At 48.1% G+C, this 26383-nt stretch carries 26 protein-coding genes and 1 pseudogene; 2 read left to right on the plus strand and 25 right to left on the minus strand.

Going from position 1 to position 26383, the window contains the following annotated elements:
* Positions 1–23: 23 nt before the first annotated feature.
* Together EA26_RS16320 and EA26_RS16325 are read left to right on the plus strand one after the other, a co-directional pair.
* Positions 24–1346 (plus strand): outer membrane protein transport protein, encoded by a 1323-nt coding sequence (locus EA26_RS16320; RefSeq protein WP_039430119.1) that lies wholly within the window; start codon positions 24–26, stop codon positions 1344–1346.
* A 295-nt stretch (positions 1347–1641) separates the two neighbouring features.
* Positions 1642–2973, plus strand: coding sequence for an outer membrane protein transport protein (locus EA26_RS16325; RefSeq protein WP_039430122.1), 1332 nt, complete (start codon positions 1642–1644; stop codon positions 2971–2973).
* A gap of 68 nt (positions 2974–3041) precedes the next feature.
* On the opposite strand, the gene EA26_RS16330 is transcribed toward EA26_RS16325, so the two are convergent.
* The 25 genes and pseudogenes from EA26_RS16330 to fliQ form a co-directional block, all read right to left on the minus strand.
* Entirely contained in the window at positions 3042–3821 is a 780-nt protein-coding gene (locus tag EA26_RS16330) for an MlaA family lipoprotein (RefSeq protein WP_152593741.1), read from the minus strand.
* Positions 3822–3901: 80 nt separating this feature from the next.
* A complete protein-coding gene (gene ccmI, locus EA26_RS16335; RefSeq protein WP_039430125.1) occupies positions 3902–5116 on the minus strand; it encodes a c-type cytochrome biogenesis protein CcmI in 1215 nt (404 codons plus the stop codon).
* Positions 5116–5598, minus strand: a complete 483-nt coding sequence (locus EA26_RS16340) for a cytochrome c-type biogenesis protein (protein WP_039430128.1) — start codon at positions 5596–5598, stop codon at positions 5116–5118. The genes ccmI and EA26_RS16340 overlap by 1 nt, the downstream gene beginning before the upstream one ends.
* A complete protein-coding gene (locus EA26_RS16345; protein WP_039430129.1) occupies positions 5595–6149 on the minus strand; it encodes a DsbE family thiol:disulfide interchange protein in 555 nt (184 codons plus the stop codon). Before EA26_RS16345 ends, EA26_RS16340 begins: the two co-directional genes overlap by 4 nt.
* Positions 6150–8132 (minus strand): heme lyase CcmF/NrfE family subunit, encoded by a 1983-nt coding sequence (locus EA26_RS16350; RefSeq protein WP_039430131.1) that lies wholly within the window; start codon positions 8130–8132, stop codon positions 6150–6152.
* Positions 8129–8614 (minus strand): cytochrome c maturation protein CcmE, encoded by a 486-nt coding sequence (gene ccmE / locus EA26_RS16355; protein ID WP_039430133.1) that lies wholly within the window; start codon positions 8612–8614, stop codon positions 8129–8131. Before ccmE ends, EA26_RS16350 begins: the two co-directional genes overlap by 4 nt.
* Positions 8611–8817 carry a heme exporter protein CcmD gene (gene ccmD / locus EA26_RS16360; RefSeq protein WP_039430136.1) on the minus strand — a complete coding sequence of 69 codons (207 nt, stop codon included), beginning with the start codon at positions 8815–8817 and terminating at the stop codon, positions 8611–8613. Before ccmD ends, ccmE begins: the two co-directional genes overlap by 4 nt.
* A gap of 11 nt (positions 8818–8828) precedes the next feature.
* Positions 8829–9572, minus strand: a complete 744-nt coding sequence (locus tag EA26_RS16365) for a heme ABC transporter permease (RefSeq protein ID WP_039430138.1) — start codon at positions 9570–9572, stop codon at positions 8829–8831.
* A gap of 107 nt (positions 9573–9679) precedes the next feature.
* The gene (gene ccmB, locus EA26_RS16370) at positions 9680–10348 is read right to left on the minus strand and encodes a heme exporter protein CcmB (RefSeq protein ID WP_039430139.1); all 669 of its coding nucleotides are present in this window, start codon (positions 10346–10348) and stop codon (positions 9680–9682) included.
* Between the two features lies 1 nt (position 10349).
* Positions 10350–10967: a cytochrome c biogenesis heme-transporting ATPase CcmA gene (gene ccmA, locus EA26_RS16375; RefSeq protein WP_039430141.1), complete on the minus strand. Its 618-nt coding sequence runs from the start codon at positions 10965–10967 to the stop codon at positions 10350–10352.
* Positions 10968–11199: 232 nt separating this feature from the next.
* Positions 11200–11697 carry a DUF2802 domain-containing protein gene (locus EA26_RS16380; RefSeq protein ID WP_039430143.1) on the minus strand — a complete coding sequence of 166 codons (498 nt, stop codon included), beginning with the start codon at positions 11695–11697 and terminating at the stop codon, positions 11200–11202.
* Positions 11697–12191 (minus strand): chemotaxis protein CheW, encoded by a 495-nt coding sequence (locus EA26_RS16385; protein WP_039430144.1) that lies wholly within the window; start codon positions 12189–12191, stop codon positions 11697–11699. Before EA26_RS16385 ends, EA26_RS16380 begins: the two co-directional genes overlap by 1 nt.
* A 40-nt stretch (positions 12192–12231) precedes the next feature.
* Positions 12232–13296 carry a chemotaxis protein CheW gene (locus tag EA26_RS16390; protein WP_039430147.1) on the minus strand — a complete coding sequence of 355 codons (1065 nt, stop codon included), beginning with the start codon at positions 13294–13296 and terminating at the stop codon, positions 12232–12234.
* Entirely contained in the window at positions 13286–14065 is a 780-nt protein-coding gene (locus EA26_RS16395; protein WP_039430149.1) for a ParA family protein, read from the minus strand. The genes EA26_RS16390 and EA26_RS16395 overlap by 11 nt, the downstream gene beginning before the upstream one ends.
* A gap of 8 nt (positions 14066–14073) precedes the next feature.
* Positions 14074–15204, minus strand: coding sequence for a protein-glutamate methylesterase/protein-glutamine glutaminase (locus tag EA26_RS16400; RefSeq protein WP_039430151.1), 1131 nt, complete (start codon positions 15202–15204; stop codon positions 14074–14076).
* A gap of 29 nt (positions 15205–15233) precedes the next feature.
* Entirely contained in the window at positions 15234–17471 is a 2238-nt protein-coding gene (locus EA26_RS16405) for a chemotaxis protein CheA (RefSeq protein WP_039430153.1), read from the minus strand.
* 9 nt (positions 17472–17480) lie between these two features.
* A complete protein-coding gene (locus EA26_RS16410) occupies positions 17481–18221 on the minus strand; it encodes a protein phosphatase CheZ (RefSeq protein WP_039430154.1) in 741 nt (246 codons plus the stop codon).
* 121 nt (positions 18222–18342) lie between these two features.
* Positions 18343–18711, minus strand: coding sequence for a chemotaxis response regulator CheY (gene cheY / locus EA26_RS16415; RefSeq protein WP_000697869.1), 369 nt, complete (start codon positions 18709–18711; stop codon positions 18343–18345).
* Positions 18712–18756: 45 nt separating this feature from the next.
* A complete protein-coding gene (locus tag EA26_RS16420; protein ID WP_039430162.1) occupies positions 18757–19491 on the minus strand; it encodes an RNA polymerase sigma factor FliA in 735 nt (244 codons plus the stop codon).
* Positions 19484–20371 carry a MinD/ParA family protein gene (locus tag EA26_RS16425; RefSeq protein ID WP_039430164.1) on the minus strand — a complete coding sequence of 296 codons (888 nt, stop codon included), beginning with the start codon at positions 20369–20371 and terminating at the stop codon, positions 19484–19486. The genes EA26_RS16420 and EA26_RS16425 overlap by 8 nt, the downstream gene beginning before the upstream one ends.
* A gap of 13 nt (positions 20372–20384) precedes the next feature.
* Positions 20385–21884, minus strand: a complete 1500-nt coding sequence (flhF, locus tag EA26_RS16430) for a flagellar biosynthesis GTPase FlhF (protein WP_039430167.1) — start codon at positions 21882–21884, stop codon at positions 20385–20387.
* Positions 21885–21914: 30 nt separating this feature from the next.
* Entirely contained in the window at positions 21915–24017 is a 2103-nt protein-coding gene (gene flhA / locus EA26_RS16435) for a flagellar biosynthesis protein FlhA (protein ID WP_039430168.1), read from the minus strand.
* A 155-nt stretch (positions 24018–24172) separates the two neighbouring features.
* Positions 24173–25302 (minus strand): annotated as a pseudogene (gene flhB / locus EA26_RS16440) (flagellar biosynthesis protein FlhB).
* A gap of 9 nt (positions 25303–25311) precedes the next feature.
* Positions 25312–26094 (minus strand): flagellar biosynthetic protein FliR, encoded by a 783-nt coding sequence (gene fliR / locus EA26_RS16445; protein ID WP_039430170.1) that lies wholly within the window; start codon positions 26092–26094, stop codon positions 25312–25314.
* 12 nt (positions 26095–26106) lie between these two features.
* Positions 26107–26376 carry a flagellar biosynthesis protein FliQ gene (gene fliQ / locus EA26_RS16450; protein ID WP_039430173.1) on the minus strand — a complete coding sequence of 90 codons (270 nt, stop codon included), beginning with the start codon at positions 26374–26376 and terminating at the stop codon, positions 26107–26109.
* Positions 26377–26383 lie beyond the last annotated feature (7 nt).

Genomic DNA, 26383 nt, shown 5'->3' on the forward strand with positions numbered 1-26383 from the left:
GCGCTTATTCAAAGGAAAATACAATGACTAACAACACGCGTCTGTTTAAAAAGTCTCTCCTCGCAGTGACAGTCGCCCTTGCTTCAGGCCAAACCTTGGCAGCAGGTTTCCAACTTAACGCACAATCGGCAACGGGTATCGGCCGTGCTTTTGCGGGTGATGCGGTTATCGCCGATAATGCTGCCGTGATGGCACGTAACCCTGCGGCTATGGCGCTGTTTGATGAGACCGCGTTGTCACTCGGCTTTGAAACAATTACCACCGATATAACTGCAAAAAATGTTCAATATGACGGGTCGCCTGCGGAATCTTACGATGATGCAGGAGGTACATCGATTGCACCAAATATCCATCTTATCGTGCCAGTAAACGAAAAGTTTGCTTGGGGTGTTAATGCTTATTCAAACTTTGGCACGAAGACAGATTTTTCTAACGATCTTTCTTGGTCTGAATACGGCGGTTTAACCGATGTTAAAAGTGTAAACCTTGGCGTTGCAGGCTCATATCGTTTAAATGAGCAATGGAGTTTTGGTTTGGGTCTCGACCTCATCTACGGAAGCGGAAAGCTACAACGTAAAGCAGGTTCAGGAACCAGCACCATCTTGCCATTTGGCGATCCACAATGTAGTGCTATTGGCGGTACAGTAATAGCTCCGGGTCAATGTTATGTTGGAGCGCCCAAAGGGACATCTTTAGTCAATGCGGAAGCTGACGGTTTTGGTGTTGGTTTCAACTTAGGTACTGTTTTTGAACTAGATGAAAACAACCGATTTGGTCTTTCTTACCGCTATAGTCCAGAAATCGAAGCTAAAGGCGACGTACAGTACCTAACAAACTCCGATAGTAATGGTAAGCTCCACATGCCACTACCAGATATTGCAGAATTTTCTGGTTATCATAGAATCAAGGACACTAAATTCGCTGTTCACTATAGTGTTCAGTACATTGGCTGGAAAGCATTCGATAAACTAGATGCAACTATCAATGATACTAAAACTACGTTAAATGAGTATAACTGGCAGGATGGTTGGCACTACTCTATCGGTGGTACTTACTACTTAAACAACGACTGGACTCTACGTGGTGGCTACATGTATGACACCAGTGCACAAGATAAAACCACATCTGTATCAGTACCAGACTCAGATCGTCAGTGGTTTTCCGCAGGTGCAACCTATCAAATCGACGATAAATCAAATGTGGATATTGGTCTGACTTATCTAGTTGGTAATGACGTTCAAGTGAATGAAACTACCGAGATGGGACCATTAGAGCTATCTAGTATCTCTGCTACTACTCGTGCAAACGCCATTCTCTTTGGCTTACAGTACAGCCGCACTTTCTAAGCAAAGTACCATTTTGTCATGATCAATAAAGAGCTGGTTTCCAGCTCTTTTTGCTTTTTTACCGCAAAAAATACACCAATTTGAGTGCACAACTGTGTGCTGTAACCACGATTTTATAACACGAGTGTTCGCTGAAATTAAAAGACATTACAATATCAAATAGTTTATCAGTCTAATAATTCCAATTTTATAGATAAAAACTCCAAATACTACGTAATTGCAGAATCTCATTTCTAAAGCAATTACTCTATCTTTAAAATTCTTGCCTACCTATTCACAAATTCAGCGAACAATAATGAAAACCAACAAGACTCTCCTCTCCACGGCGGTCGCTTTTAGCCTGCTAACTTCTATCCATCAAGCTCACGCGGCGGGCTTCCAATTAGCCGAGTACTCCGCAACTGGCTTAGGGCGTGCGTATGCTGGCGAAGCTGCGATGGCCGACAACGCAGGCGCACAGTGGCGCAATCCTGCTATGCTGACTTACCTCAAAGGTACACAGATCTCTGTCGGTGCGATTTATGTGAATCCGAATATTGATGTAAAAGGTGAAGTTCGTCACCCAATGCTAGGCAACTCTTCAGCCAGTTCTGAAGACTTTGCACATGATGCCATCATTCCAAACCTATACATCTCTCATCGCTATAACGACCAGCTAGCTATTGGTTTTGCTCTGGGTACCAACTACGGAATGGAGACCGAACTGAGCAAAGATTTCACGGCCTCACACTTTGGCAACGAAGCGAGTGTCATCAGCAAAGAAGCGAATTTGAATCTGGCTTACCAGCTCAATGAACAATTCAGTATTGGTGGCGGTGTTCGCTATATTGTTGCGGAAGGAAGCTTTGGTGCAACAGCGCCAGCAAAGAATGTTGTAGCATTACATCCTGTGACCAACCAACCAATTAGTGTTCCGCAAGGTACCACATTAAAATATATGGAAGGGGACGACACTGCGTGGGGATGGCAGCTCGGCTCTGCATGGCAAATCAATCAAAGTCACCGCGTTGGCTTTACTTACAAATCTGAAGTAGAACTGAAACTCGAAGGGCACGCGGAAGGCATTGGCTTCGGCTTTGGTACACCGCAGCTCCCTCAGTTGCGCGACAATGGCTATATGCTCCTCACTCTTCCTGCCACAGCTGAGCTCGCGAGCTTCCATCAATTAAATGAAAAACTTGCCATGCATGCGAGCATCAATTGGACCAATTGGAGTTCGTTTGAAAAACTCGAAGCAAACTTAGATACCATCGGCACAAAAATGGTCAAAGTCGAAAACTGGGAAGACAACTATCGCTTCGCGCTGGGTGCGACTTACCAGTGGGACGCCAAGCTTGCACTACGTACGGGTGTGGCTTACGACACCTCTGCGGTGAGCGATAAAAACCGCACTATTACCATCCCGGAAACAGATCGTACTTGGCTGAGCATCGGTGCCAGTTATTTGCTCACCGACGACTTAACCCTAGACGCGGGCTTTACTTATATCTTCGCCAAAGATGCCAAGATCAAAGAGTCACGCGGCTATGAATCAGATGACAAAGCACAGTTAGTCGGCGGCGCTTTTGAAGGCGAAGTTTCTGGCAATGTTTGGCTCGTTGGTGTTCAGGCAAGCTACCGCTTCTAAACTGCTCTGTTCCTTGAACAGAGTCAGATAAACAAAGGGCCTTGGTATCAGCAAGGCCCTTTTTCCGTTTAGAAATCTTCGGCAAGATATTCATCGAGCAGATCTTCTTCTTGCTCGTCAATCTCATCCACCGTCACTTCCGCTTTAAACGCCTGGCGTTGTAGGTAGACTTCTCGCGTCAAAGCATACGGATCGGGCGACGTTTCCAACTGAGCTTCTTGAGAAACGAGCAGCGCTCGCGTTTCCATCCCTTCGAAAGCCCACTTACCTAAACTCGCCCAAAAGTTGAGATAAACTAATGGCACATAGAGACCATCCACCGTGTCTGTGACTTCTCGCACGGTATAAGGGCCATAGCCTGGGATCATCAAATAGGGGCCATTGCCAACACCATAGTGCCCTGCTGCATCACTAAAAGACTTATTGTCGTTTTTATTGATCCCTGCGGCTGACGCAATGTCGATTAAGCCAAGCAGGCCAAAGGTTGAGTTTATCCAAAAACGGTTAAAGTGATTGACCGCTTTCTCACCGTTGCCCATTAATAGGTTGTTCACCACACTGGATGGTTCATCCAAGTTAGAAAGGAAGTTGGCAATGCCAGAGCGAACGGGGGTTGGCGTATACTCCACATACGCTAATGAAACGGGTCTCACTAAGTAGGGATCGAGGTATTCGTAGTTCAATGTCCACATCGAGCGGTTGAACGACTCGAACGGATCACCCTCATAGCTTGTTTGGTCCAAAGTAGTTTCAGACGTTTCCCCTACACTCTCTGGTACGGATGAACAGCCAGCGAGGCTCATCAGCAGTGCCAGCAAAACCAGCAAAGATTTCCCTTGGTTTAACATGGTAATTTCCATCGTGACAACGAATCAATATAAAGGCCAGCAATCGCTGGCCCATAGATTCTACGCAATAGTAAACGAGATTAATATTGTTTATTAATCGTTACTGTAACAGGTTGATTGATTGCAACAACCTCGCTTTCACCATACCAATCATGATCGCGAGTAGTGACATTGCCATCCGAGTCAAGACGAGCCCTGACCATCACTTCGCTCAAACTCGACAAATTTTGCCCTTGCATCATGCTGTTACTATCATCCAACATCACTGTACGCGGAAATGAACCAAGTGGATAACGTGCCGCAGCAACGGGCATGGGTGACCCATCGGCACGATGCACCGAGACAATCAGCACCGCATTGGGATCCGCTTGCACATTTGGCGCAAGTTCAATGGTAACAGCAACACCAGAGGCGGCTGGCGCTCCTTCACCCAAACGCTGTTTGGCACTTTCAATACTGCGAGTGAGCATCTCATAGCGGCTGTCTTCAGGGCCGATCATCTGCTGCATAATGCTCCAGTACTTCACTGCGGCGGCAAAATCTTGACGCTCAAAAGCATCAAACGCCAGTAAAGAGAAGACTCGCAAATCAACGTAATCTTGCTGTACCAGCTCACCTAAAATAGACCGCGCATTGGCTTGATCCATTTCATCTTGTGACAACATCAGTGCTTGTGCATAACCCAGCTTGACGTCTGCGTCGTTAGGTTGGATATCGTACGCTTTTCGCATCGCATCAATCGCCGTGCCAATATCGCGGTTAGCCAACGCAATACGCCCCAACAACAGCCAGCCTGTGGAATCTTGTGGCTGGTAGTGCAAACGGGTACGCAGTGCCAGAGTCAGGTCCTGCATCTCTTCATCGCTAAGTGGCTCTGCGGTGGAAGACATCAGCTTTTTCGATAATTCCGGCAAGTTGGCACTCACTTGATGCCACGCATCCACCTCTTGGTATGCGCCAAATTTGATGTACAAGCCGTAACTGAGCACGATCGTAAGCAGTACAGAAGGGACAATTACCGCCGTGGAGGAAATGCGCGACTGCATTTTATCCGTCTGAGATGGAATATCATCGAGAAGTGACTGCTTAAGATCGGCGATCAATTCTTGTTGATCGACCACCAAACCTTCCGACGTTTCCTCTTGCAGCTCAGACAAACGGTCTTTGTAGAACTCCTTGTTCAGTTCGTCACGCAAGATGTCGTCATTGTTCTCTTTGCGCTTGATGAGCGGCAAAGCGACCATCACGCACGCTAATACACTCAGGGCAACGGTGGATAACCAAAATAGTGTCATTACTGCTTGTCTCCGTTGTTTTCATCCTGAAGTAATGCTTTTAAACGCGCTTCTTTCTCTGCATCCCATTTTTCTTGCTCAGAAGCACTGACCGCTTTGCGCTTTCGGCTGCGCAAGATAATCAGAGAAAATCCGATGAGCAAGACCGACAGCGGCCCAAGCCAGAGGATGGACGTCGCGACGGTGAGCGGCGGATTGTAGGTCACAAAATTGCCATAGCGCGCCACCATGTAATCGATGATTTCTTGCTTGGATTTACCTTCTTTAGTCATCTCATACACTTTATGGCGCAAGTCTTGCGCTAAAGCGGCGTTCGAATCAGCGATAGTGTTGTTTTGACATTTAGGGCAGCGCAAGGTGTTACCAAGCTCTTTAAACTGCTGTTCTTGCTGCAAATTATCGAACTCGTACACTTCAATCGCGGCATAAGCAGACAAAGAGAAAGTCATAGCGGTGAATAACGCCCAAATCCACTTTTTCATTGCTTCGCCTCCTGAACTAACTGCTTGTAAAGAGGTTCAAGGGTTTCGGCCCAGTTACGCGGATTGACATCTCCAACATGGCGATAACGAATCACCCCTGCGGCGTCAATGACAAAGGTTTCAGGAGCGCCATATACGCCGAGATCCAAGCCCAGCATGCCGTTGCCATCAAACAAGCTGATGAGATAAGGATTGCCGAGATCGTTCAGCCATCCCACCGCTTTATTGCGGTCATCTTTGTAGTTCATACCGATGATTTTCACCCCTTGCGAGGCGAGTTGATTAAGATACTGGTGCTCCGCGTAGCAGGTTGGACACCAAGTCGCCCAAACATTGAGCAGTAACGGCTCACCTTTAAAGATCGCTTGATCATAAAGCTTGCCCGGCTCAACCAAATCTTCCAAACGGAACTGAGGTACTGGTTTACCAATAAGTACCGACTCCAGCTTGGTAGGATCATCGCCGTGCTGGTTTTTGACCAACTGGGTGGCAAAAGTCGCCGCGAGAATCAGAAAAATCGCCAGCGGAATAAAGAGTACTTTTTTATTCATTTACGCCTCCTGCTCTTGGTTTTTCATCGGCTCTTGGGCTCCTTTCTTCTTGCGAAAACGGTAGCGCCTGTCAGAAATCGCCAAAATACCGCCAAGTGACATGATGATAGAGCCAGCCCAGATCCAACGAACAAAAGGTTTGTAGTAGATACGCACTGCCCATGAGCGGTTATCTTCCAAACGCTCACCCATTGCAATGTATAAATCGCGCGTAATACCACGATCGATCGCCGCTTCAGTCATCATGGATTTCGCTGTGCGATAGAAGCGTTTTTCCGCATGCAAGGTGTTGATGTAATTACCATTATGACTAATTTCAAAGTCAGCGATATAGCCATCGTAGTTCGGGCCGTCTTTGTCTCTCAGACCGGAGAAGTAGAAGTCGTAGCCTTGGATTTGGAAATGCTCACCCGGTGCCAAACGTACATCTCGCTCAATGCTGAAATTTTGCACCATGGCAATGCCGATCACCGTTACCGCCAAACCGACGTGACCTAACATCATTGCCCAGTGGCTGCGCTGCAGTTTACCTACGCCTTCAACGAATGAGTGGCGATGAGTCGCGCGTTGATGCAGTTCAAAAGCGTGCATTGTGATGATCCAAATCGCCATCACCCAGCCAATGTAAGCCATGGCATCAAAGAAGTCCGCGAGTAGGTAGACACACAATGCGCCAAGACCCAGTGAAATCACCGCTGAGATCAGCATCGGTTTGTACAAAGACGATAGCTGGTCACGCTTCCAACGGATCAGTGGACCGATCCCCAGCAGGAAAGCAAACGGCATCATCAACCAAGCGAAAAGCATATTAAAGAACGGCGCGCCAATAGAGACCGAACCCAAACCCAACTGCTTATGCACTAGCGGCAGTAAGGTACCAACCAGCACCACCACGAGAGCGGCGATGAGCATGACGTTGTTCGCCAGCAAGGCATTTTCTCGCGAAATGAGATCAAAGTTGCCGCGAACTCGCACCGATGCGCCTTTAACGGCAAACAGTAACAATGAGCCGCCGATGACAAAGACTAAGAAGCCAAGAATAAACATACCGCGCGCAGGATCAGAGGCAAAAGCGTGCACCGAGACCAGGATGCCCGAACGGACCAAGAAGGTGCCAAGCAGGCTGAGCGAAAACGCCGAAATCGCGAGCAGTACCGTCCAGGCTTTAAAAGTACCGCGTTTTTCCGTGACTGCTAACGAGTGCATGAGCGCCGTGCCTGCCAACCAAGGCATGAACGAGGCGTTTTCTACTGGATCCCAGAACCACCAGCCGCCCCAGCCAAGCTCGTAATATGCCCACCAAGAACCCAGAGCAATGCCTAAGGTCAAAAAGACCCAAGCCGCCGTTGTCCACGGACGAGACCAACGCGCCCAAGCGGTATCCAATCGACCAGTCATCAGCGAGGCAATCGCAAACGAGAAGGCGACCGAAAAGCCGACGTAGCCCATGTAGAGCATTGGCGGATGGACGATAAGACCCGGGTCTTGCAACAGCGGGTTAAGATCGCGCCCATCAACCGGGAAGAAAGGTAGAGTGCGTAAGAATGGGTTCGATGTGACGATGATGAACAGCAAAAAGCCAACAGAGATCATCCCCATGACGGCCAACACTCGCGCGACCGACTCTTGCGGCATACCGCGGCTAAAAGTGGCGACGGCAACGGTCCATGCGGCTTGGATCAAGACCCACAGCAGTAAAGATCCCTCGTGAGCGCCCCAAACCGCGGTGAGACGATAATACCAAGGTAACTGGCTGTTTGAGTTACTCGCGACGTATTGCAAGGTGAAATCGTTGGCATAAAAGCCATACGCAAGCGCAGCGAAGGAGAAGAGCAACATTAAGAACATCGCCCAAGAGAGAGGACGCGCGCTATTCATCAGCATGGTGTTGTTGTTGGAAGCCCCCCACAATGGCAATACACTCAATAAAACCGCCATTGACAGAGAGAGGATCAGGGCAAAATGCCCAATTTCAGCAATCATTGACCACTCCCCTGTTTTTGCTCTGTGGTGTATTGCAGTGGTGCGTGGTTCTTTTGCATCGCCTCAGCAATTTCTGGCGGCATATACTCTTCATCGTGTTTTGCCAGCACTTCGAAAGCTTCTACTGTGGTCGCATTTTTGAGCACGCCTTGAGCCACTATGCCCTGCCCTTCACGGAACAGATCCGGAAGTATGCCTTCATATTCAATGGTCACTTTCGGTCCTACATCAGCAAGTTCGAAGCTCACTTTCAGTGATTCCGGGTCGCGACGAACCGATCCCTTCACCACCATTCCGCCAATTCGCAGCCGCTGCCCCACTTCGGGTTTGGTACCATCATCTTTGCCTTGAACGAGCTCAGTTGGCGTGTAAAACAGGTCCATATTCTGGCTAAGCGCGTACAACATCAAACCAATGGTCGCCCCAATGCCGACAAAGATGGCTAAGATAATACTCAGTCTCTTTTTACGTCTTGGATTCATAGGGTGTTCTCCATATTCTTGGCGGCATCAATACGAGCTTGTCGATCAACTTTTGCTTTCACTTCATCAAGCAAAGCACCTGTGCGGCGAGCACTGCTTACGTATAAAGCCAGCATGGCAAAAAAAGTAATAGCAAATGAGCCCCACACATACGCTGCGTAGCCACCCATTGCAAAAAAATCACTCAGAGATTCAAAATACATGGCTCAATACCTCACTGAGTTTTAGCCAAAGCGAGCTCTTTCACCCAAGGGCGATGACTCTCTTTACTTAATATTTCATTGCGAAAACGCACCATAGCGACCGCACCAAAGAAGAACGCAAAACCAAAAATGTTCAGAAGTAACGGCCAAAGCATTGAAGCTGATATGGACGGTTTGGCAAATTTAGTAATCGTGGCGCCTTGGTGAAGCGTATTCCACCACTCGACTGAAAAATGAATAATCGGTAGGTTAATTACACCAACAATCGCCAATATGCCGGCGGCTTTCGCGGCGGTTTTTTGATCATCAAATGCATGATAAAGAGCAATCACGCCTAAATAGAGAAACAGCAGGATCAACTCTGAAGTTAGGCGAGCATCCCAAACCCACCAAGTTCCCCACATGGGCTTACCCCAAACTGCGCCCGTCACTAAAGCGATAAAGGTATACACAGCGCCAATCGGAGCCATCGCCAGCGCTGCCATATCGGCGAGACGTAATTGCCATACGATGCCAATAAACGCGGCTATCGCCATCGACATGTACACCCCCATAGACCAAATGGCCGATGGGACATGGATATAAATGATACGGAAACTATCGCCCTGTTGGTAATCTGATGGGGCAAACGCCAACCCCCAAATGCTGCCAACGAGCAACAAAATTAAGGCCAGCACAGAAAACCAAGGCAACAATTTACCACTGAGTTGGTAAGCTGCCTCTGGCTTTGCATAGGGATGGAGCCATTTCCACATGTCTATTTCTCACTCTACTTCACAGGACACAAACAGCGTGTGACACACTCGCTGTGCGATCGTTATTTTTATTAGTGTAATCTTGTTGCAAAGGTGATTTGACACACCTAGTTAACGCTGACTCTCAGAGCCGCGCTTATTGCAAATGGAGTTAAGGTTGTTGCCCCCACCAGCATCGCACCCAGAATAGCCAGTTGACCGCTATAACCCATTCCTAATGCCGCAGCATCAATCGCCGAGGTAGCAAAAATCAAAATAGGGATGTACAGCGGTAGGATCAATAAGCTCAGTAGCACACCACCTTTTTGTAAGCCGACGGTTAACCCAACGCCAATCGCACCAATGAAACTGAGTGTCGGTGTGCCCACAAGCAGTGTCAACACCACCGCTAACCAGGTATTAAAATCGAGCGATAAAATAATCGCCAATACTGGACTAATCAAAATCAGTGGTAAGCCTGTCAATACCCAATGGGATATGACCTTAGAGATCACCACAAGTTGCAATGGGATCGGCATCAGCATCATCTGTTCAAGCGAGCCATCTTGAAAATCGTCGCGAAATAATCGCTCAAGCGATAACAACGCAGAGAGCAGTGCAGCGACCCACACAATGCCTGCAGCGATTCGTGCTAATAGATTGGGCTCTGGACCAATGCTTAGTGGAAATAAGGTTATCACGATGATGAAAAACCACAGTGGATTTAACACGTCAGCTTGACGTCGAAACGCTATCAGCAATTCACGGCGGATAATGGTCGTCATGGCCGAGATCATATCAGTCACCCAACTTAATTTTTCTGAGTTTCGGGCTATCAGCAAACATGTCCTGATGTGTGGTCAGAATCACAATGCCACCATTCTCGGCGTGATGCGCAAACAGCGCCTCAAGAACTTTTACCCCTTGCTTGTCTATCGCGGTGAGTGGTTCATCCAAAATCCAAAGAACTTGTTTACTCAGCCATAAACGCGCCAGTGCAACTCTTCGTTGTTGACCCGCAGACAGTTGGGCGACAGGTACATCTTCTCGACCAGCAAGCCCGACTTTCGCCAAGGCTTGGAATATCGCCTCCTGAGAGGAAGATTCTTGGTGAACAGATTGATAAAAACTGAGATTTTCAAACGCGGTCAGTTCTCTTTTTACCCCGGTCTGGTGGCCGAGGAATAAGAGATCCTGATGAAACTCATCTCTGCTTTTGTCAATTCGCTCCCCTTTCCACAGGATCTCTCCCTCTTCTTTATCACCCAGCCCTGTGACAATGCGTAGCAAAGTGGTTTTGCCAGTGCCATTGCGCCCCTCGATCTGCACCAGCTCTCCGGGTTGAATAGAAAATGTCAAGTTCTCGAAAAGAACGCGCTCGTCGCGAATCGCAGTTAGATTTGATACTTCCAGCATAAGCTTCATAGCTACATAAAATGAGCGGGTATATTAGCACATCTGTTCCGAGACAAGACAGGATAACAGGGCGTTCAAATTTGTAACTTCGTGAGAAATTGTTAACTGCTATCACAATTATTTAAATCTACATCTAAAGGGGGATGGAGAATGGTTGAACCTTGTACCAAGTGTTTCATGCAAAAGCAAAAAAAGAAGCCGAAGCTTCTTTTTTGTTTGCCTGATTTCACGTTTATCGGCGCCCTTTGGGCCGCTGCGCACGCGGAGGCTCAAATTCATTAGGATGGCCACTCAACGGCGGAACTTTCTCTTTACCCGCAATTTTCTTTTGCAGTGACAGCATCAGCTCCGCTTCAGCCTTAGGTAGCTCACACTCTTCAATCAGTTCGTTAATATCCGCACCGAGCTGAACCATCTTACTTGCTCTAGTGTAGAGACGACCGTCTGTATCTGCCTGTTCTAACTCCACAATGCGCTCGTTGAGATGTTGAATAATATCTTGCTGTTCAGTCACTCTCTGCCCTAATCCGACAACGACAGAGCGCACTTCGAGTAGCTGTTTATTCGCCTTTTGTAACTCTTTTTCAACGCTGCGCAGTTGCAGACGCTGGTGATCTTGCTGCTTCTGCAAGACACTCTTCGTACGCCACTGCATCAATAACAGCAGCAACACCACCAACACAGCCCCACCGATCCACACCGCGGGGCTTTGGAAAAACGCTTCTGCCATTACAGATGAGCCATCTCATCCCACTCTTCGTCAGTCAGGAGCTTGTTCAAGTCAACCAAGATCAAAAGCTTACCATCACGGTTGCTGACACCTTGAATAAACTTAGCACTCTCATCGGTGCCCACTGAAGGTGTTGAATCGATTTCAGAAGAACGTAGGTAAACTACTTCAGCCACACTGTCCACCAAGATACCAATCACTTGGTGTTCAGACTCAATCACAATAATACGTGTGTTATCAGTAACTTCACCTTCCATCAGACCAAAACGTGCACGCGTATCAATAACGGTTACGACATTGCCACGTAGGTTGATAATACCTAGCACATAGTCAGGGGCACCAGGAACTGGAGCGATTTCAGTGTAGCGAAGTACTTCGCGTACCTGCATTACGTTGATGCCGTAAGTTTCTTCTTCCAGCTGGAACGTCACCCACTGAAGTACTTCATCACTTGTTTTATCTTTTTTCACTTCTACTTCGTTAGAATGAGACATAGGTAATCCTCGTTAATGTCGTTCCCGACTTCTCAAATGCTTAATTTAGTGATTTTACATCTAGTCCGGCATTTAGCATGGAAATTAATGCTTCTACATGAATTAAAGCACACATTTTTTCTTTCACCATCCCAGCAAGCCACGGGCGTTTACCCGATTGCTCGCGCCAGCGCACCTTCTGCGGGTAAAGCAATTCGGTCCCTAAAAGCTTACTGCTGGCAAGCCCCCACATGCTCGCTCCCAACATAACGATGTACTGATAGTGCGCTTTGTACTCGTCATCTTTCAGTTTATCTGGCATTACCCACTTGGCGGTATCGACCACATCTAACTGCTGGTCGCGGTTAGTCTGTAGACCAAGATACCAGCCTGGACGACCGATCAAGTGGTTTAGTGTGGTCATCTGATGAATGCCGCCAAGCTCATCTAGCGGTACAGCGAATGTGACGCTATTGACTTCAAAATAGAGTACCTGAAACGCCTCTGAGCGTTCAGTTGAGGTCCACTCACGCTTCCCTGCACCAGAAGTTTGAGTCTTTGGCTCCGGCTCTGTCTCTATATGAGCTTCTATTTTTGATTCAAGCTCGACCTGTTCTTGTACAATCGTCTCAGGTTGTATCTCTTCGATAGTAGGCTGGGCGATCGAAGATTCCGAAACGGTCCAATCTTGGATCTCTTCAACCTCGTCAGCAATATCCCACTCTTGAATTTCTTCAACCAAGTCGGCTTGCGAAACAAAAACCTCTTGTTCTAAAGGTTTGGTTGCTTCTTCTTTCAGACTGGCTATTTGCGCAGTATTTTGCTCAAGCAGCTCATCAATACCCAACTCATCAACCACATTGGTTGATTCCAATTGACTTAGAAGACGCTGAACATCCTCAAGGTTAGGCGCTTCAAGTTCTTTAACCTCGATTTCCGCGTAACTGTATGATTCCGGTTCTGAATACTGTAGTTTCAACTCCGGCTCATGCTCTGACGCCTGCCAAGCAGTCTCTGAACTCGGCTCAGACACCAGCAGCTCAAGTTCCTGCTCTTCAGATAGTAAAGCACTAAAATAATCATCTAGTGCTTGTTCACTCGATAACACCGCTGCTTTACTGCTCATCAATCGCTAACCTCTCTAGATAGATCAGCAATTGCTTATAAGCAAACACGCCTCGGCTGCCATCCGCAAAGTGCGAAGCTGGGAGACGTTTTAAACTTGCATCTCTAAATTTGGTGTCTATTGGCACCGCCGACGTCCAAACCTTATCGGGATAGTCTTTTTTCAGCTGGGTTAACGTTTGCAAAGAAGCCTTAGTTCGCTTGTCATACATGGTCGGAACTATCGTCACTTTAAACGGATCGCGACGAGATTTTTGCATAATGGTTAGCGTCCGGATCATGCGTTCTAGCCCCTTCATCGCAAGAAACTCCGTTTGAACCGGGATCAAAATACGATCGCTCGCCGCCAATGCATTGACCATCATCACACCAAGGATAGGAGGACAATCAATCAATACGTAGTCATATTCTTTCGACAACGCCATCAAAGCGCGCTTGAGAATCAACCCCATCCCACTGCGGTTACCCATCACACGGTCCAGGGTCGCCAAAGACATGTGCGCCGGAATTATGTCGATACCTTCAATATCGGTTTTCATCACGAGAGGTCTCACGCTCTCGCGACTAAATTCTTTGAGCTGGAATAAATCAAAAAGACTGCTGGACACGCCATCAGGATCAAACCCCAGATAAGTGGTCAAAGAAGCATGGGGGTCTGTGTCAACTAACAACACGCTATGCCCTTTCTTACTCAGCAAGCCAGCTAAAGTCACTGTGGTGGTCGTTTTTCCGACGCCGCCTTTTTGGTTCGCTACACTCCAGACAATCATACCTTTCCTTATGCCAGTCCCACTTCAACCAGCATACGCTCGGCAATTCGATCCAAAGGCAGGTCTTCGCTGGAGATCCCTGCTTTTGCCACCGCCTGAGGCATACCGTAGACCACGCAGCTCTCTTCGTCTTGAGCCCAAATTGTTGAGCCTGCAGACTTAAGCATGCGTGCACCTTCACGTCCATCTGCGCCCATACCGGTAAGCACCATAGAAAGGACTTTGTCTGCGTAAATTTTTGCCGCAGAGCCAAAGGTCACATCCACACAGGGCTTATAGTTCATTCGCTCACCACCATCGATAATTCTCAAGCGTGCAGCGCCAGGCCGGCCATCAATCATCATCTGCTTACCACCCGGCGCCAAGTAAGCAACACCGGCTTGTAACACATCGCCATCTTCCGCTTCTTTCACTTGGATTTTACACAGCGAGTTTAAACGACTTGCAAAGGCCGCAGTAAAGGTTGCAGGCATGTGTTGGATTAAGACGATAGGATGCGGGTAATTAGCTGGCAATTTGGTGAGAATTTTTTGCAGTGCGACAGGACCACCAGTAGAAGTACCAATCGCAGTAAGCTGGTATTTTTTCCCTGAAGCACGAAATTTTGTTGTCACTGGTGCTCGAGTTGGCGCTGGCGCCGCTACATCACGGCGCAAGCCAAAACTGCCACGCGTGGAGCTTGGAGACGAAGCTGGCGTTGTTCGTTCAATGGGTTGAACTACCGGGCGTCGCATGAAAGCACGTTTCGAGGCAATCTGCAGAACACGCTGCTGCAACAAAGACACTGCTTCGTCACGGTTGCGTGCGATGTCTTCAAACTTCTTCGGTAGAAAATCCAAGGCACCTGCATCAAGTGCATCCAGAGTGGCTTTAGCGCCGTCATGAGTCAAAGAAGAAAACATCAGAATCGGCGTCGGGACCGACGCCATAATTTCACGAACAGCCGAAATGCCATCCATAACGGGCATTTCGATGTCCATCGTAATGACGTCTGGCTTGAGGCGTTGAGCTTTCTCAACCGCCTCTTTACCGTTGACTGCAACGTCAATCACTTCTAGGCGCGATTCGGCATTGATGATTTCACTGACGCGTCGTCTGAAAAAGCTTGAATCATCAACTACTAATACTTTAATCGCCATTTGAATCCTTATAAAAATCGTGGCTCAAATTATATCCGCGACGCGGCTGCATATTGCTTGAGCAGATCCGGCACATCCAGAATCAGAGCTATGTGGCCATCACTAGTAATGGTTGCACCCGCCATTCCCGGCGTACCTTGCAGTAAGTTATCCAGCGGCTTAATAACCACTTCTTCTTGACCAATCAAGGTATCGACGACAAAACCGACACGCTGACTGCCAATTTGCACGATAACCACGTGACCATGTCCTTTGCGCAGTTGCACTTTACCCGCTTTAGGAGCAAGCCAATTTTGCAAGTAGAACAGCGGAATAGACTTGTCGCGCACAATGATGGTCAATTGTCCATCAACAACGTTTGTTCGGCTAAGGTCAAGATGGAAGATCTCGTTCACAGACGCCAGCGGCAATGCAAATGGGTGTCCAGCTACTCCAACCATTAAGGTCGGAAGAATGGCCAGAGTCAAAGGAACCTTGATGGTGATCTTCGTTCCTTTGCCCATTTCAGAATCAATATCAATCGAACCGTTTAGTGTATTGATTGCCGTCTTCACCACATCCATACCGACGCCGCGCCCGGAGATGTCAGAAATTTTCTCTTTACTTGAGAAACCAGGCGCAAAAATGAGGTTAAAACACTCTTTATTTGACAAGCGTGCCGCAGCATCTTCGTCCATCATGCCACGTTTGACCGCAATAGCACGTAGCTTATCTGGATCCATACCACCGCCGTCATCGACAATCGCTAGCTCAATGTGATCCCCTTCCTGGGATGCAGAGAGAATGACTTTACCCGTACGAGATTTACCCGCTTTGATTCGGTCTTCAGGCATTTCGATGCCGTGGTCTACAGAGTTACGTACTAAGTGGATCAATGGATCAGCCAAGGCTTCAACCAAGTTTTTATCCAGATCCGTTTCTTCGCCGCGCATTTCCAGTACGATGTCTTTTTGCAAACTACGAGCAAGATCTCGAACAACGCGAGGGAAGCGACCAAATACTTTCTTAATCGGCTGCATGCGCGTCTTCATGACAGCGCCTTGCAGATCGGCGGTTACAACGTCAAGGTTTGCAACGGCTTTGGACATCTCTTCATCGTTGCTATTTAAGCCAAGACTGAGTAAACGGTTACGTACTAAAACAAGTTCGCCAACCATATTCATAATGGTATCGAGTGTCGAGGTATCAACACGAACCGTCGCCTCTGCTTGTGGCTTTTTCGCCGCAGCGACAGCGGGTGCTTTTGCTTCTTGCGTTGCTGGTGGAGCAGGAGGCGCAGCTTTGGCGACAGCAGGTGCGACTTTAGGCGTTGCTTGCGGTGCTGGTTTTACAGCTGGTTTCTCTACAGGTTTAGGCGTTTCTTTAACGTTTGCTGAAGCAGGCTTGGTTGCCATTTCCAGTTCTTCAATCGAAGGGCCTTTACCAGTACCGTGCAGCTCGTCGAGCAGTTTCTCAAACTCTTCATCGGTCATCAGATCACTGTCTGCAGCCGCAGCCGACTTGGCTGGAGTTGCAGGCGCTGCAGGTGGCACTGATTTAGAGTCTGACGAGGAAGGACTCTTACCGGCGCCGTGTAACTCGTCTAAAAGTTTTTCAAACTCGTCGTCGGTAATATCACCACTGTCAACGACTGGAGTTGCAACCGATTTAGCAGCAGGAGCCACAGTATCCGCACTCTTACCTGGTGCGGAACCTTTGCCATGCAACTCATCAAGCAATTTTTCAAATTCATCTTGAGTAATTTCATCGACAGAAGAAGCACTGACCGCGCTTGGTGCCGCTTCTTCTCGCACTGGCTCTTCGACGATAGGCTCCGGTTCAAATTCCGGTTCTGGTTCAGCGACTTCTATCGCTTCTTCAGCAACTTCGTCTTCAGATTCAGGTCGGCAAAGACGATGAAGTTCGTCCAGCAACATAGGGTCAGCGGCTTCTAAAGGCTCGTGATCCTGAACTGCCTTGAACTGGGTATTCACCGTATCCAGAGCTCGTAGCATGGTATCCATCAATGCAGGCGTGACGGTACGCTGTCCATTACGCAATACATCGAAGACGTTTTCTGCGCCGTGACAGGTATCAACGAGTTCAGCGAGTGATAGAAAGCCAGCACCACCTTTAACAGTATGGAATCCACGGAAAATAGCGTTAAGAAGATCCCTGTCTTCTGGATTATTTTCCAATTCTACTAACTGCTCAGAAAGCAGTTCCAGAATTTCCCCGGCTTCAATTAAGAAGTCTTGTAGGATATCTTCGTCTAAATCGTAGCTCATACGTTACCTTTAAAATCCGAGGCTGGATAACAAATCATCGACTTCATCTTGCGACGCAACCGCATCCTCACGAAGTTCTGGGTGCAAAATCGGCCCTTCGGGCGCGCTTCCACTTTTTTCTTTGTTGGCACTTGGGGTGGTGTCTAAAACGTTTTCTTTTAGTGGTTTGTTTGCGGCAAAGACGGTTAGTATCTCGACTAATCGCCCTTCCACTTCATTTACCAAGGTAATGACTCTACGGATGATCTGTCCTGTGAGGTCCTGAAAATCCTGAGCCATTAATATTTCTGTTAATTGACTTCTCAGTTCAGTGCTGTCCCCTTCAACCTGAACCAATAACTCGTCAATACGGTGACAAAGGGCCTTGAACTCACTCAGTTCGATACGGCCACGCATTAACTCGTTCCACTGCGGCCTAACCTGCACCAAGCACTGATGCAAGTTGTCCGCAATCGGTAGACAATGCTCGACAGCATCCATGGTTTTATTGGCGGCAACTTCCGTTTTATCAATGACGTATTGAAGGCGATCCCTCGCATCAGGGATTTCATCTTGAGTGATTTCCGTCATTCGCTGATCAAACGCGAAGTTTTTCAGTGAATCATGTAGATCTCTGGTCAATACGCCAATTTCCTGCAGCATAAGGTTTCCCTTATCCTCATAAATTGAAGCGACCAAAGCATCTGCCTGTGCCTGTTCACCATTTTCCAGCAATTCAACTAGAGACTTTGCTTGCTCTAATGAGATCATTCTGAATAGACCCTTTTCGTTTTATGCTCCGTAAGCATGCTGCGCTGATGAGCCGCTAAGATCGAATTTTGAGTTTTTCTTAGGTTATAGCAGCTCTGACGAAGTTATCTTCAAACGAGTCTTATAAACGTTCGAATATTTTGTCTAATTTTTCTTTCAGGGTTGCAGCAGTGAACGGTTTTACGATATAGCCATTTACCCCAGCTTGGGCCGCTTCAATGATCTGCTCACGCTTCGCTTCAGCGGTAATCATCAATACTGGCAGGTGTTTAAGCTCCTCATCGGCACGAATATTTTTCAGTAGATCGATACCCTGCATGCCAGGCATGTTCCAATCCGTCACGACGAAATCGAAATCACCTTTTTTCAGCATAGGTAACGCTGTCAAACCATCGTCCGCCTCTTGGGTGTTGTTAAAACCCAAATCACGAAGCAGGTTCTTTACAATACGGCGCATTGTTGAGAAATCATCAACAATAAGGATCTTCATGTTTTTATTCAAAATTGCCTCCACTGAATTTCACAATCAGTGTCTTTAGTCATGTTGTGTCCAAGCACTGAGTTTAGTGCGAAGACGTTGCATGGATTGGCTCAATATCTGACTGACACGTGACTCGCTAACACTCAGAATTTCCCCAATTTCTTTTAAGTTTAGCTCTTCATCATAATAGAGCGAAAGTACCAAAGCTTCACGCTCTGGAAGCTGTTTTATTGATTCAACCAATGCTTTTCTGAAATATTCGTCAGCAACGCCTTTAAATGGGCTGTTATCTTCTGAATCTTCGACTGAGGTGATGACGTCGTCTGAAACGCCTAAATCCTCAATACCAATCAGACGGGAGCAATTTATATCAGTCAGTGCAGCGTGGTATTGCTCCATGGTTAACCCCATGTGAGCAGCCACTTCTGCATCGTTTGGATCACGATTGAGAATCCCTTCCAATTCAGCAATCGCCTGACTAATTTCTCGGTTGTTTTTATGGACCGAACGCGGAACCCAATCACCACGCCTGATATCATCAAGCATGGCACCGCGAATGCGGATTCCTGCGTAAGTTTCAAAACTGGCGCCTTTTGAAGCATCGTAATTTTGCTGCGCTTCAATCAACCCTATCATGCCCGCTTGAATTAGATCTTCCACTTGTACACTGGGTGGCAGTCGTCCTAATAGATGGTGAGCAATGCGTTTGACCAACACGGAATACCTCTCGATAAACAGCTTTTGGCTGTTTACATTGGCGTGTTGATCATAGGTTAGCGCTTTATTCACCAAACGGTTCCTCTAAGAATTCATTGCGGCTTAGCAATCGCTCGACAAAAAACTCAAGATGCCCACTTGGGGTCTTTGGTATCGGCCAAGTTAACGCTTTGTTTGCCAAAGAGCTGATCGCTAGCGCAGCCGGAGAACGCGGGAAGGCGTCAACGACTATCTTTTGCTTTTTAACCGCTTGTCGAACTTTATCATCTAATGGAATACATGCTACGAGTTCGAGGCTCACATTCAAGAATCGCTCTGTGACCAAAGTCAATTTTGCAAACAATTCTCGCCCTTCACGGTAGCTTCTGACCATATTTGCAACAATTTTGAAGCGTTGCACCTGATGTTCTTTGCTTAACAACTTAATTAAAGCATAAGCATCGGTAATTGACGTAGGTTCATCACAGACAACAACCAAGACATCCTGCGCGGCGCGCGAAAAGCTGATCACCATGTCTGAAATGCCCGCTGCGGTGTCAATCAGCAGCACGTCCATTTCTTCTTCCAAACTACCAAAGGCACGGATTAAGCCGACGTGCTGAGCGTGTGAAAGCTCAGTCATGCTTTGTGTTCCGGAAGTCGCGGGTATTATTCTAATACCATACGGTCCTTCAACAATAGCATCTTTTAATTCACACTCACCAGCTAAGACATGCCCTAGGTTGCGTTTTGAACGAATTCCGAGCATAACGTCGACATTTGCTAGGCCAAGGTCGGCATCAAGTACCATGACTTTTTTGCCTTGACGTGCCATGGCTATCGCCAATCCTAGGGTAACGTTCGATTTACCCACACCACCTTTACCACCAGTCACCGCGATCACTTTAGTGAGTGAAGGTTTTGTTAAGCGACGGAGGCCGCTTGCTTGATCGTGTATCATATTCTCAGTCATAATTGTCCGCCGCCTAGAATCCTTCGTTGTCACTGTTCCAGTAGTGAGGTTCATTCTCTGTCGACTTCTCAAGCAGTTCATTCGCTTTCGCGATCATGTATTTCGGTTGTGCAATCACGATGTCTTCAGGAACTCTTTGTCCGTTGGCGATATAAGCCACGGGTAAAGCGTTTTGAATTACAACGCTGATAAACTCCCCCAAGCTCAACGATTCATCGAGCTTAGTCAGGATGCAACCTGACAAAGGAATTCGTCGGAAATGTTCGATAGTTTCCTGAAGGACTCTGCGTTGCGCCGTTGCGGGAAGAACGAGGTAGCTATGGATTACTTCGCCACTTTCTTGCATTAACGTGTCTAACTGTTCGGACAGGCGTACATCACGCTGCCCCATACCAGCGGTATCAACCAAAATGAGTTTTCTATTTCTCAATTGGTAGATTACATCGGCTAAATCTTTAGAATCTTTAGCAACTTTTACCGGGCAGCCCATAATTCTGCCGTAAATGGAGAGTTGCTCATGTGCACCGATTCGATAGGTATCTGTGGTGACCAAGGCAACGTTATTCGCCCCGTACTCCATCGCCGCACGAGCCGCGAGTTTAGCGATAGTGGTGGTTTTCCCTACTCCTGTAGGGCCAAGCAGGGCAACAACGCCACCTCGCTTAAGGATATCTTGCTTGGTGATGGCAATTTGATCTGAAACCAGTGCCAAAAGTGCTTTCCAAGCGCGCGCGGGTTTGGTGTCTTCGGGAATGTAGCAAGCCATTTGGTCTGCCAGCTCCGGCGAAACACCCATACGTTCAAGGCGCTTGATCAGCATGGCGCGCAGCGGTTCTCTACGCTCCACTTCTTGCCAAAGAAGGCCAGAAACTTGATGTTCAAGCAGACGACGAATTGAGGTCATCTCTTCACGCATGTTCTCCAACTCGTTGGCCGATTCATCGCTTTCCTGAGGAAGCTGACGGCGATCATAACGAGTTGGATCAAGGCGGGGTTGCGGCTTATCAATACGTCGGTCTTCGGCGATTAACTTCGCGAGCGGTGAGTTTTCACGCACCCGCACTGAGCTATGTTGATCGTCACGGTGCTTGGATTGACGTTGCAGCAGTGCTGATAACGAATCTTCGTTCTCGCTTTTGCGTTGTGGCTCATCGCTCTGTTGGTTGTATTGCTTCAGCATGTTGGCAAAGCGCTTGGTCATAGAACCATTGTCGCTCTTTGCACTGCTTTCACTACGCAAACTGACGCGATCATCTTCAACCGCACGAGAAGCAAGACGCCCAGCTGAGCTACTTGAAAACTGCCCGGACTCTTGAAGCGCATTTGCTGTCTGTCTGCGGTTTGATGTAGCAGCAAAAGTCGAAGACGCGCTGTCTCCGTCAATGGCAGCAACGATCTCCACCCCTCCGGCCACTTTTTTATTGGACATGATCACTGCGTCCGCTCCCAGCTCTTCTTTCACTTGCAGGAGCGCCGTTCTCATGTCTTTGGCAAAAAATCGTTTTATTTTCAAACCATTCGTCCATTTAACAGGGTTTAACTATTAGTTACCCACTGCCTGTACAATGCGGATCTGTTTCTCGTCTGGTATCTCCTGATACGAGAGCACTCTGAGATTTGGTATTGTGTTTTTCACAAACTTCGCCAGAGTTGAACGCAACATGCCGGAGGTCAATAAGACCGCAGGTTCGCCCTTCAGCTCTTGTTCTTGAGTTGCCATACTCAGAGAGGCTTGCAGACGCTCTGCGAGACCAGGTTCAATCCCCGCAGACTCGCCACCCGACGCTTGCATGGTCTGATGCAATATTTGTTCCAGCTCTGGAATCAAGGTTATCACAGGCAGCTCAGGCTCTATTCCATTGATTTCTTGGACAATTAGACGTTTCAGTGAGATACGAACTGCCGCTGTGAGAATGTCGGGTTCTTGACTCTTCGAAGAGTACTCAGCCATGGTCTGCACTATGGTACGGATATCGCGGATTGGGATTGCTTCATTAAGTAGATTTTGTAATACCTTCACCACCACACCAAGCGGCAGCTGGTCAGGGACAAAATTCTCCACCAATTTCGGTGCGCTACGACCCAGCATCTCCAGCAGGTTCTGCACTTCTTCGTGACCAAGCAGCTGCGAGGCATTGTTGGTTAAAAGCTGGCTCATGTGCGTTGCTAACACCGTCGAGGAATCGACCACGGTATACCCCAGCGCCTGCGCATGTTCACGCTGCTCTGGGCGGACCCAAACTGCTTCAAGGCCAAATGCAGGATCGATTGTCGGTTCGCCATCAATCATGCCATACACTTGACCAGGGTTGATCGCCAGATCTTGGTCTGGGCGAATTTCTGCTTCCCCGACAGCAACGCCCATTAAAGTAATGCGATAACTGTTGGGCGTAAGCTCAAGGTTGTCACGAATATGCACCGGGGGAATGAGGAAACCAAAGTCTTGCGACAGTTTTTTTCTCACCCCTTTGACCCGCTCTAATAGTTCACCACCTTGGTCCCTATCCACCAAGGGGATCAGCCGATAGCCTACCTCCAAGCCAATGATGTCCACTGGCTGTACATCATCCCAAGAAAGCTCACGCACCGAAGGCGCGTTGCTGGTATCTATAACGGCTGGGGTTTTGGGCTGCTTGGCTTTTTGCTTCTGCTTTTTATCGATAAAGTACGCTCCCGCACCCGCAGCAAGCGCTAGTAGCAAAAAGGAGAAATGGGGCATGCCTGGGACAATACCCATCACGCCTAAAATGGCAGCGGTAATCATCAGTGCTTTCGGGTTATCGAACATCTGAAATATCAGTTGCTCACCCATATCTTCATCGGTGTTTTGCCGTGTCACCATCATGGCTGCCGCAATCGACAAGAGTAGTGATGGGATCTGCGCAACCAGACCGTCACCGATGGTCAAAAGGGTATAAATCTGGATGGCTTCAGAGAAGCCCAGACCATGCTGCGCCATGCCGATAGACAGGCCACCAATGATGTTGATGAACAGGATCAAGATACCCGCGATGGCATCCCCTTTGACAAACTTGGAGGCACCGTCCATCGAACCGTAGAAGTCCGCTTCTTTGGTCACTTCAAAGCGGCGCAAACGGGCTTGCTCTTGATCAATCAAGCCTGCGTTAAGGTCGGCGTCAATCGCCATCTGCTTACCCGGTAACGCATCTAAGGTAAAGCGTGCACTCACTTCAGAGATACGCCCCGCACCTTTGGTCACGACCATAAAGTTGATGATCATCAGGATGAGGAACACCACTAAACCAACAGCATAGTTCCCGCCGATAACCACGTTACCGAAGGCTTCAATCACGTTACCGGCTGCATCGCCCCCTTCATGACCTTTCAGCAAAACCACTCGCGTCGAAGCAACGTTCAGAGCCAAACGTAACAGCGTTGCAATCAACAACACGGTCGGAAACGCCGCAAAATCGAGTGGACGGCGCGTATAAACGGTCACCAGCAACACCACCATCGACAGGGCGATGTTGAAGGTAAAAAACATGTCCAACAGGAACGCGGGGATAGGCAATACCACCATCGCCAGCGTCGCCAGCACCATCACGGGTGCGCCGATTGCAGGCATGGAGCGTTGGGGAATTTTAGGCAACTTATCTGCAAACGGCAGAGTAAATTTTTTAGCCATTACTTCGTCTCGGTTGGGTGGAACTTAACTCGCTTGTCACCTGAAAATGCGGGCACTTAACTATCGGTGAGCAACTTTCAAAGAGCGGAACAAGCAATCTCTATACCAGAGTTGCGCCAAACAATTGACTGCACAAATCGCTTGAAATTGAATGCTTAATGGCGCATATCCGGTGGAATGGGTAGATCGTAATCCTGTAGTTTTGGCCTGTGTCCACCACGTCTGCGATACTGTTTGAGCTGAAATACGTAGGCTAGGATCTGCGCCACTGCAGTAAACAGCCCTTCGGGAATTTCTTGTTCAAGCTCTGTGGTGTAATAGAGAGCACGCGCTAACGGCGGTGCTGGCACTATGTAAATATCATGCTCCCGAGCCACCTCTCGGATCTTCATCGCCATGTGATCAGAACCTTTGGCAACCACCACTGGCGCGCGATCAGTGCCTTGCTTGTAGCGCAGTGCAACCGAAAAGTGCTCCGGGTTGGTGACAATAACATCGGCCGTTGGTACATCCGCCATCATGCGGCGCTGCGCCGCTTCTCGTTGCAACATCCGAATACGGCCTTTGACTTCCGGTTTACCTTCGGTGTCTTTGTACTCGTCTTTCACTTCCTGTTTGGTCATTTTTAACTGATCAGCGTGTTGCCAGATCTGAAACGGAATGTCGATGGCTACGACGATTAACAAAGAGCAGCTGATCAGCAAAATAAAATTGAGCAAAATATCGAGCGAGTGAAAAATATTCTGTGGATAAACATCCATGCTCAGTTGAATCAAATCGGCTTGCGAAGCTTGGATGAGATAGATGGCCACGCCAGTCACAAGACCGACTTTGAGAATCGATTTGATCAGCTCCACCCAACTCTGCAATCCAACCATGCGCTTTAAGCCACTCAGTGGATTCATTTTAGACAGCTTAGGCATCGCTGCTTCAGCAGAAAAACTGATGCCCCCACCCCAGCAGCCCCTATGACAGCGGCAATAAAAAGCGTAATGAGGATCAACAGCAGCGGCACAAGCAAAGCTGTTATTGCCCCACCTGCAATATCCAGCAGTTTTGCAGTGTCAAAAATCTCTTCTCGGGTGAGATCAAATAGCCGCCCCATGATCTTAAATAGAGCGCGAGCTAAAGGCTCACCAAACCACATCAGTGCCACTGCCCCTACGATAAGCACAGAAGCCGAGGCAAGCTCTTTCGAGCGCGCAACTTGGCCTTTCTCTCTTGCTTGTTGTAATCGTCGGGGGGTGGCATCTTCGGTACGTTCTTGACCGTCTGACTCTGCCAATTCAGCCTCCTAGCAATTTAGCCGAATAAAGCGGCAAATCTGTTCTTCACCTTCTATCCAGTACAGTTCATAGTGGCTGTAAAGGCCAGCAAGAATATACCAACAGAGTAATAAACCCACGAGCAACGCGAAAGCAAAGCCGAGCGAGAAAATGTTTAACTGTGGCGCAGCACGTGTCATTACCCCAAACGAGAGGTTAATCGTCAGCAAGGCAATAATGCCAGAGAGCGACATACTGAGCGCAACTTTGAACATAATGCCAAGCCAGAGCGCGAGTTCGCGAAAGTCCACGGCATTGAGCGAGCCGAGACCCACCGGCAAGGTTTTAAAACTGAACACCACCAATTGCAGCATTTTCAAGTGCCCGTCGGTGGCGAGGAAAAACATGGTCGCCAAAAACATAAACAGTTGACCAAGCAAAGGGGTGTTTTGCCCGTTGGCCGGGTCAACCATTGAAGCAAAACCAAGGCTTGATTGCATACCCAAAATTTGGCCAAGCATAACAAAGGTTTGAATCAAAAACTGCGTCACCATTCCCATCGCCACGCCAATCACGATTTGTTCAAACACCGTCAGATAGCCTTGAAAAGAGAGCAGTTCGATCTCTTGAGGTACGGCTGGGAGTGCTGGCATTACCGCAAACGTCACCGCCAGACTGAGATAAAGGCGGATGCGTGGCGAAACAAAACGCGCCCCAGTGACTGTCATCACCATCAACATGGAGGAGATTCGAGCAAAAGGCCAGAAGTAGTTGGCTATCCAGTCAAGGATGATAGTGGTTGGGTACTCCATCTCATCAAACCGTCAATACAGAACCTGAGGCAGGCGTTCAATCAGCGAGAAAAAGAACTCCATCATCATCTGCGTCATCCAGTGACCAAACAGCATCAAAGCCAGTAGCGTGATGATCAGACGCGGCAAAAAGCTCAAGGTCTGTTCGTTGATCGAGGTCGCCGCTTGAAAAATCGCCACAATCAAACCGACCAATAAGCTGGGAATAATGATGGCACAGACCATGATCAATACCATCCATAGTGCATCCTGGAATAGCTCAACAAATATTTCAGGTGTCATGCTCTCT

It is taken from the genome of Vibrio navarrensis, assembly GCF_000764325.1.
In the GTDB taxonomy this organism is placed as follows: Bacteria; Pseudomonadota; Gammaproteobacteria; order Enterobacterales; family Vibrionaceae; genus Vibrio; species Vibrio navarrensis.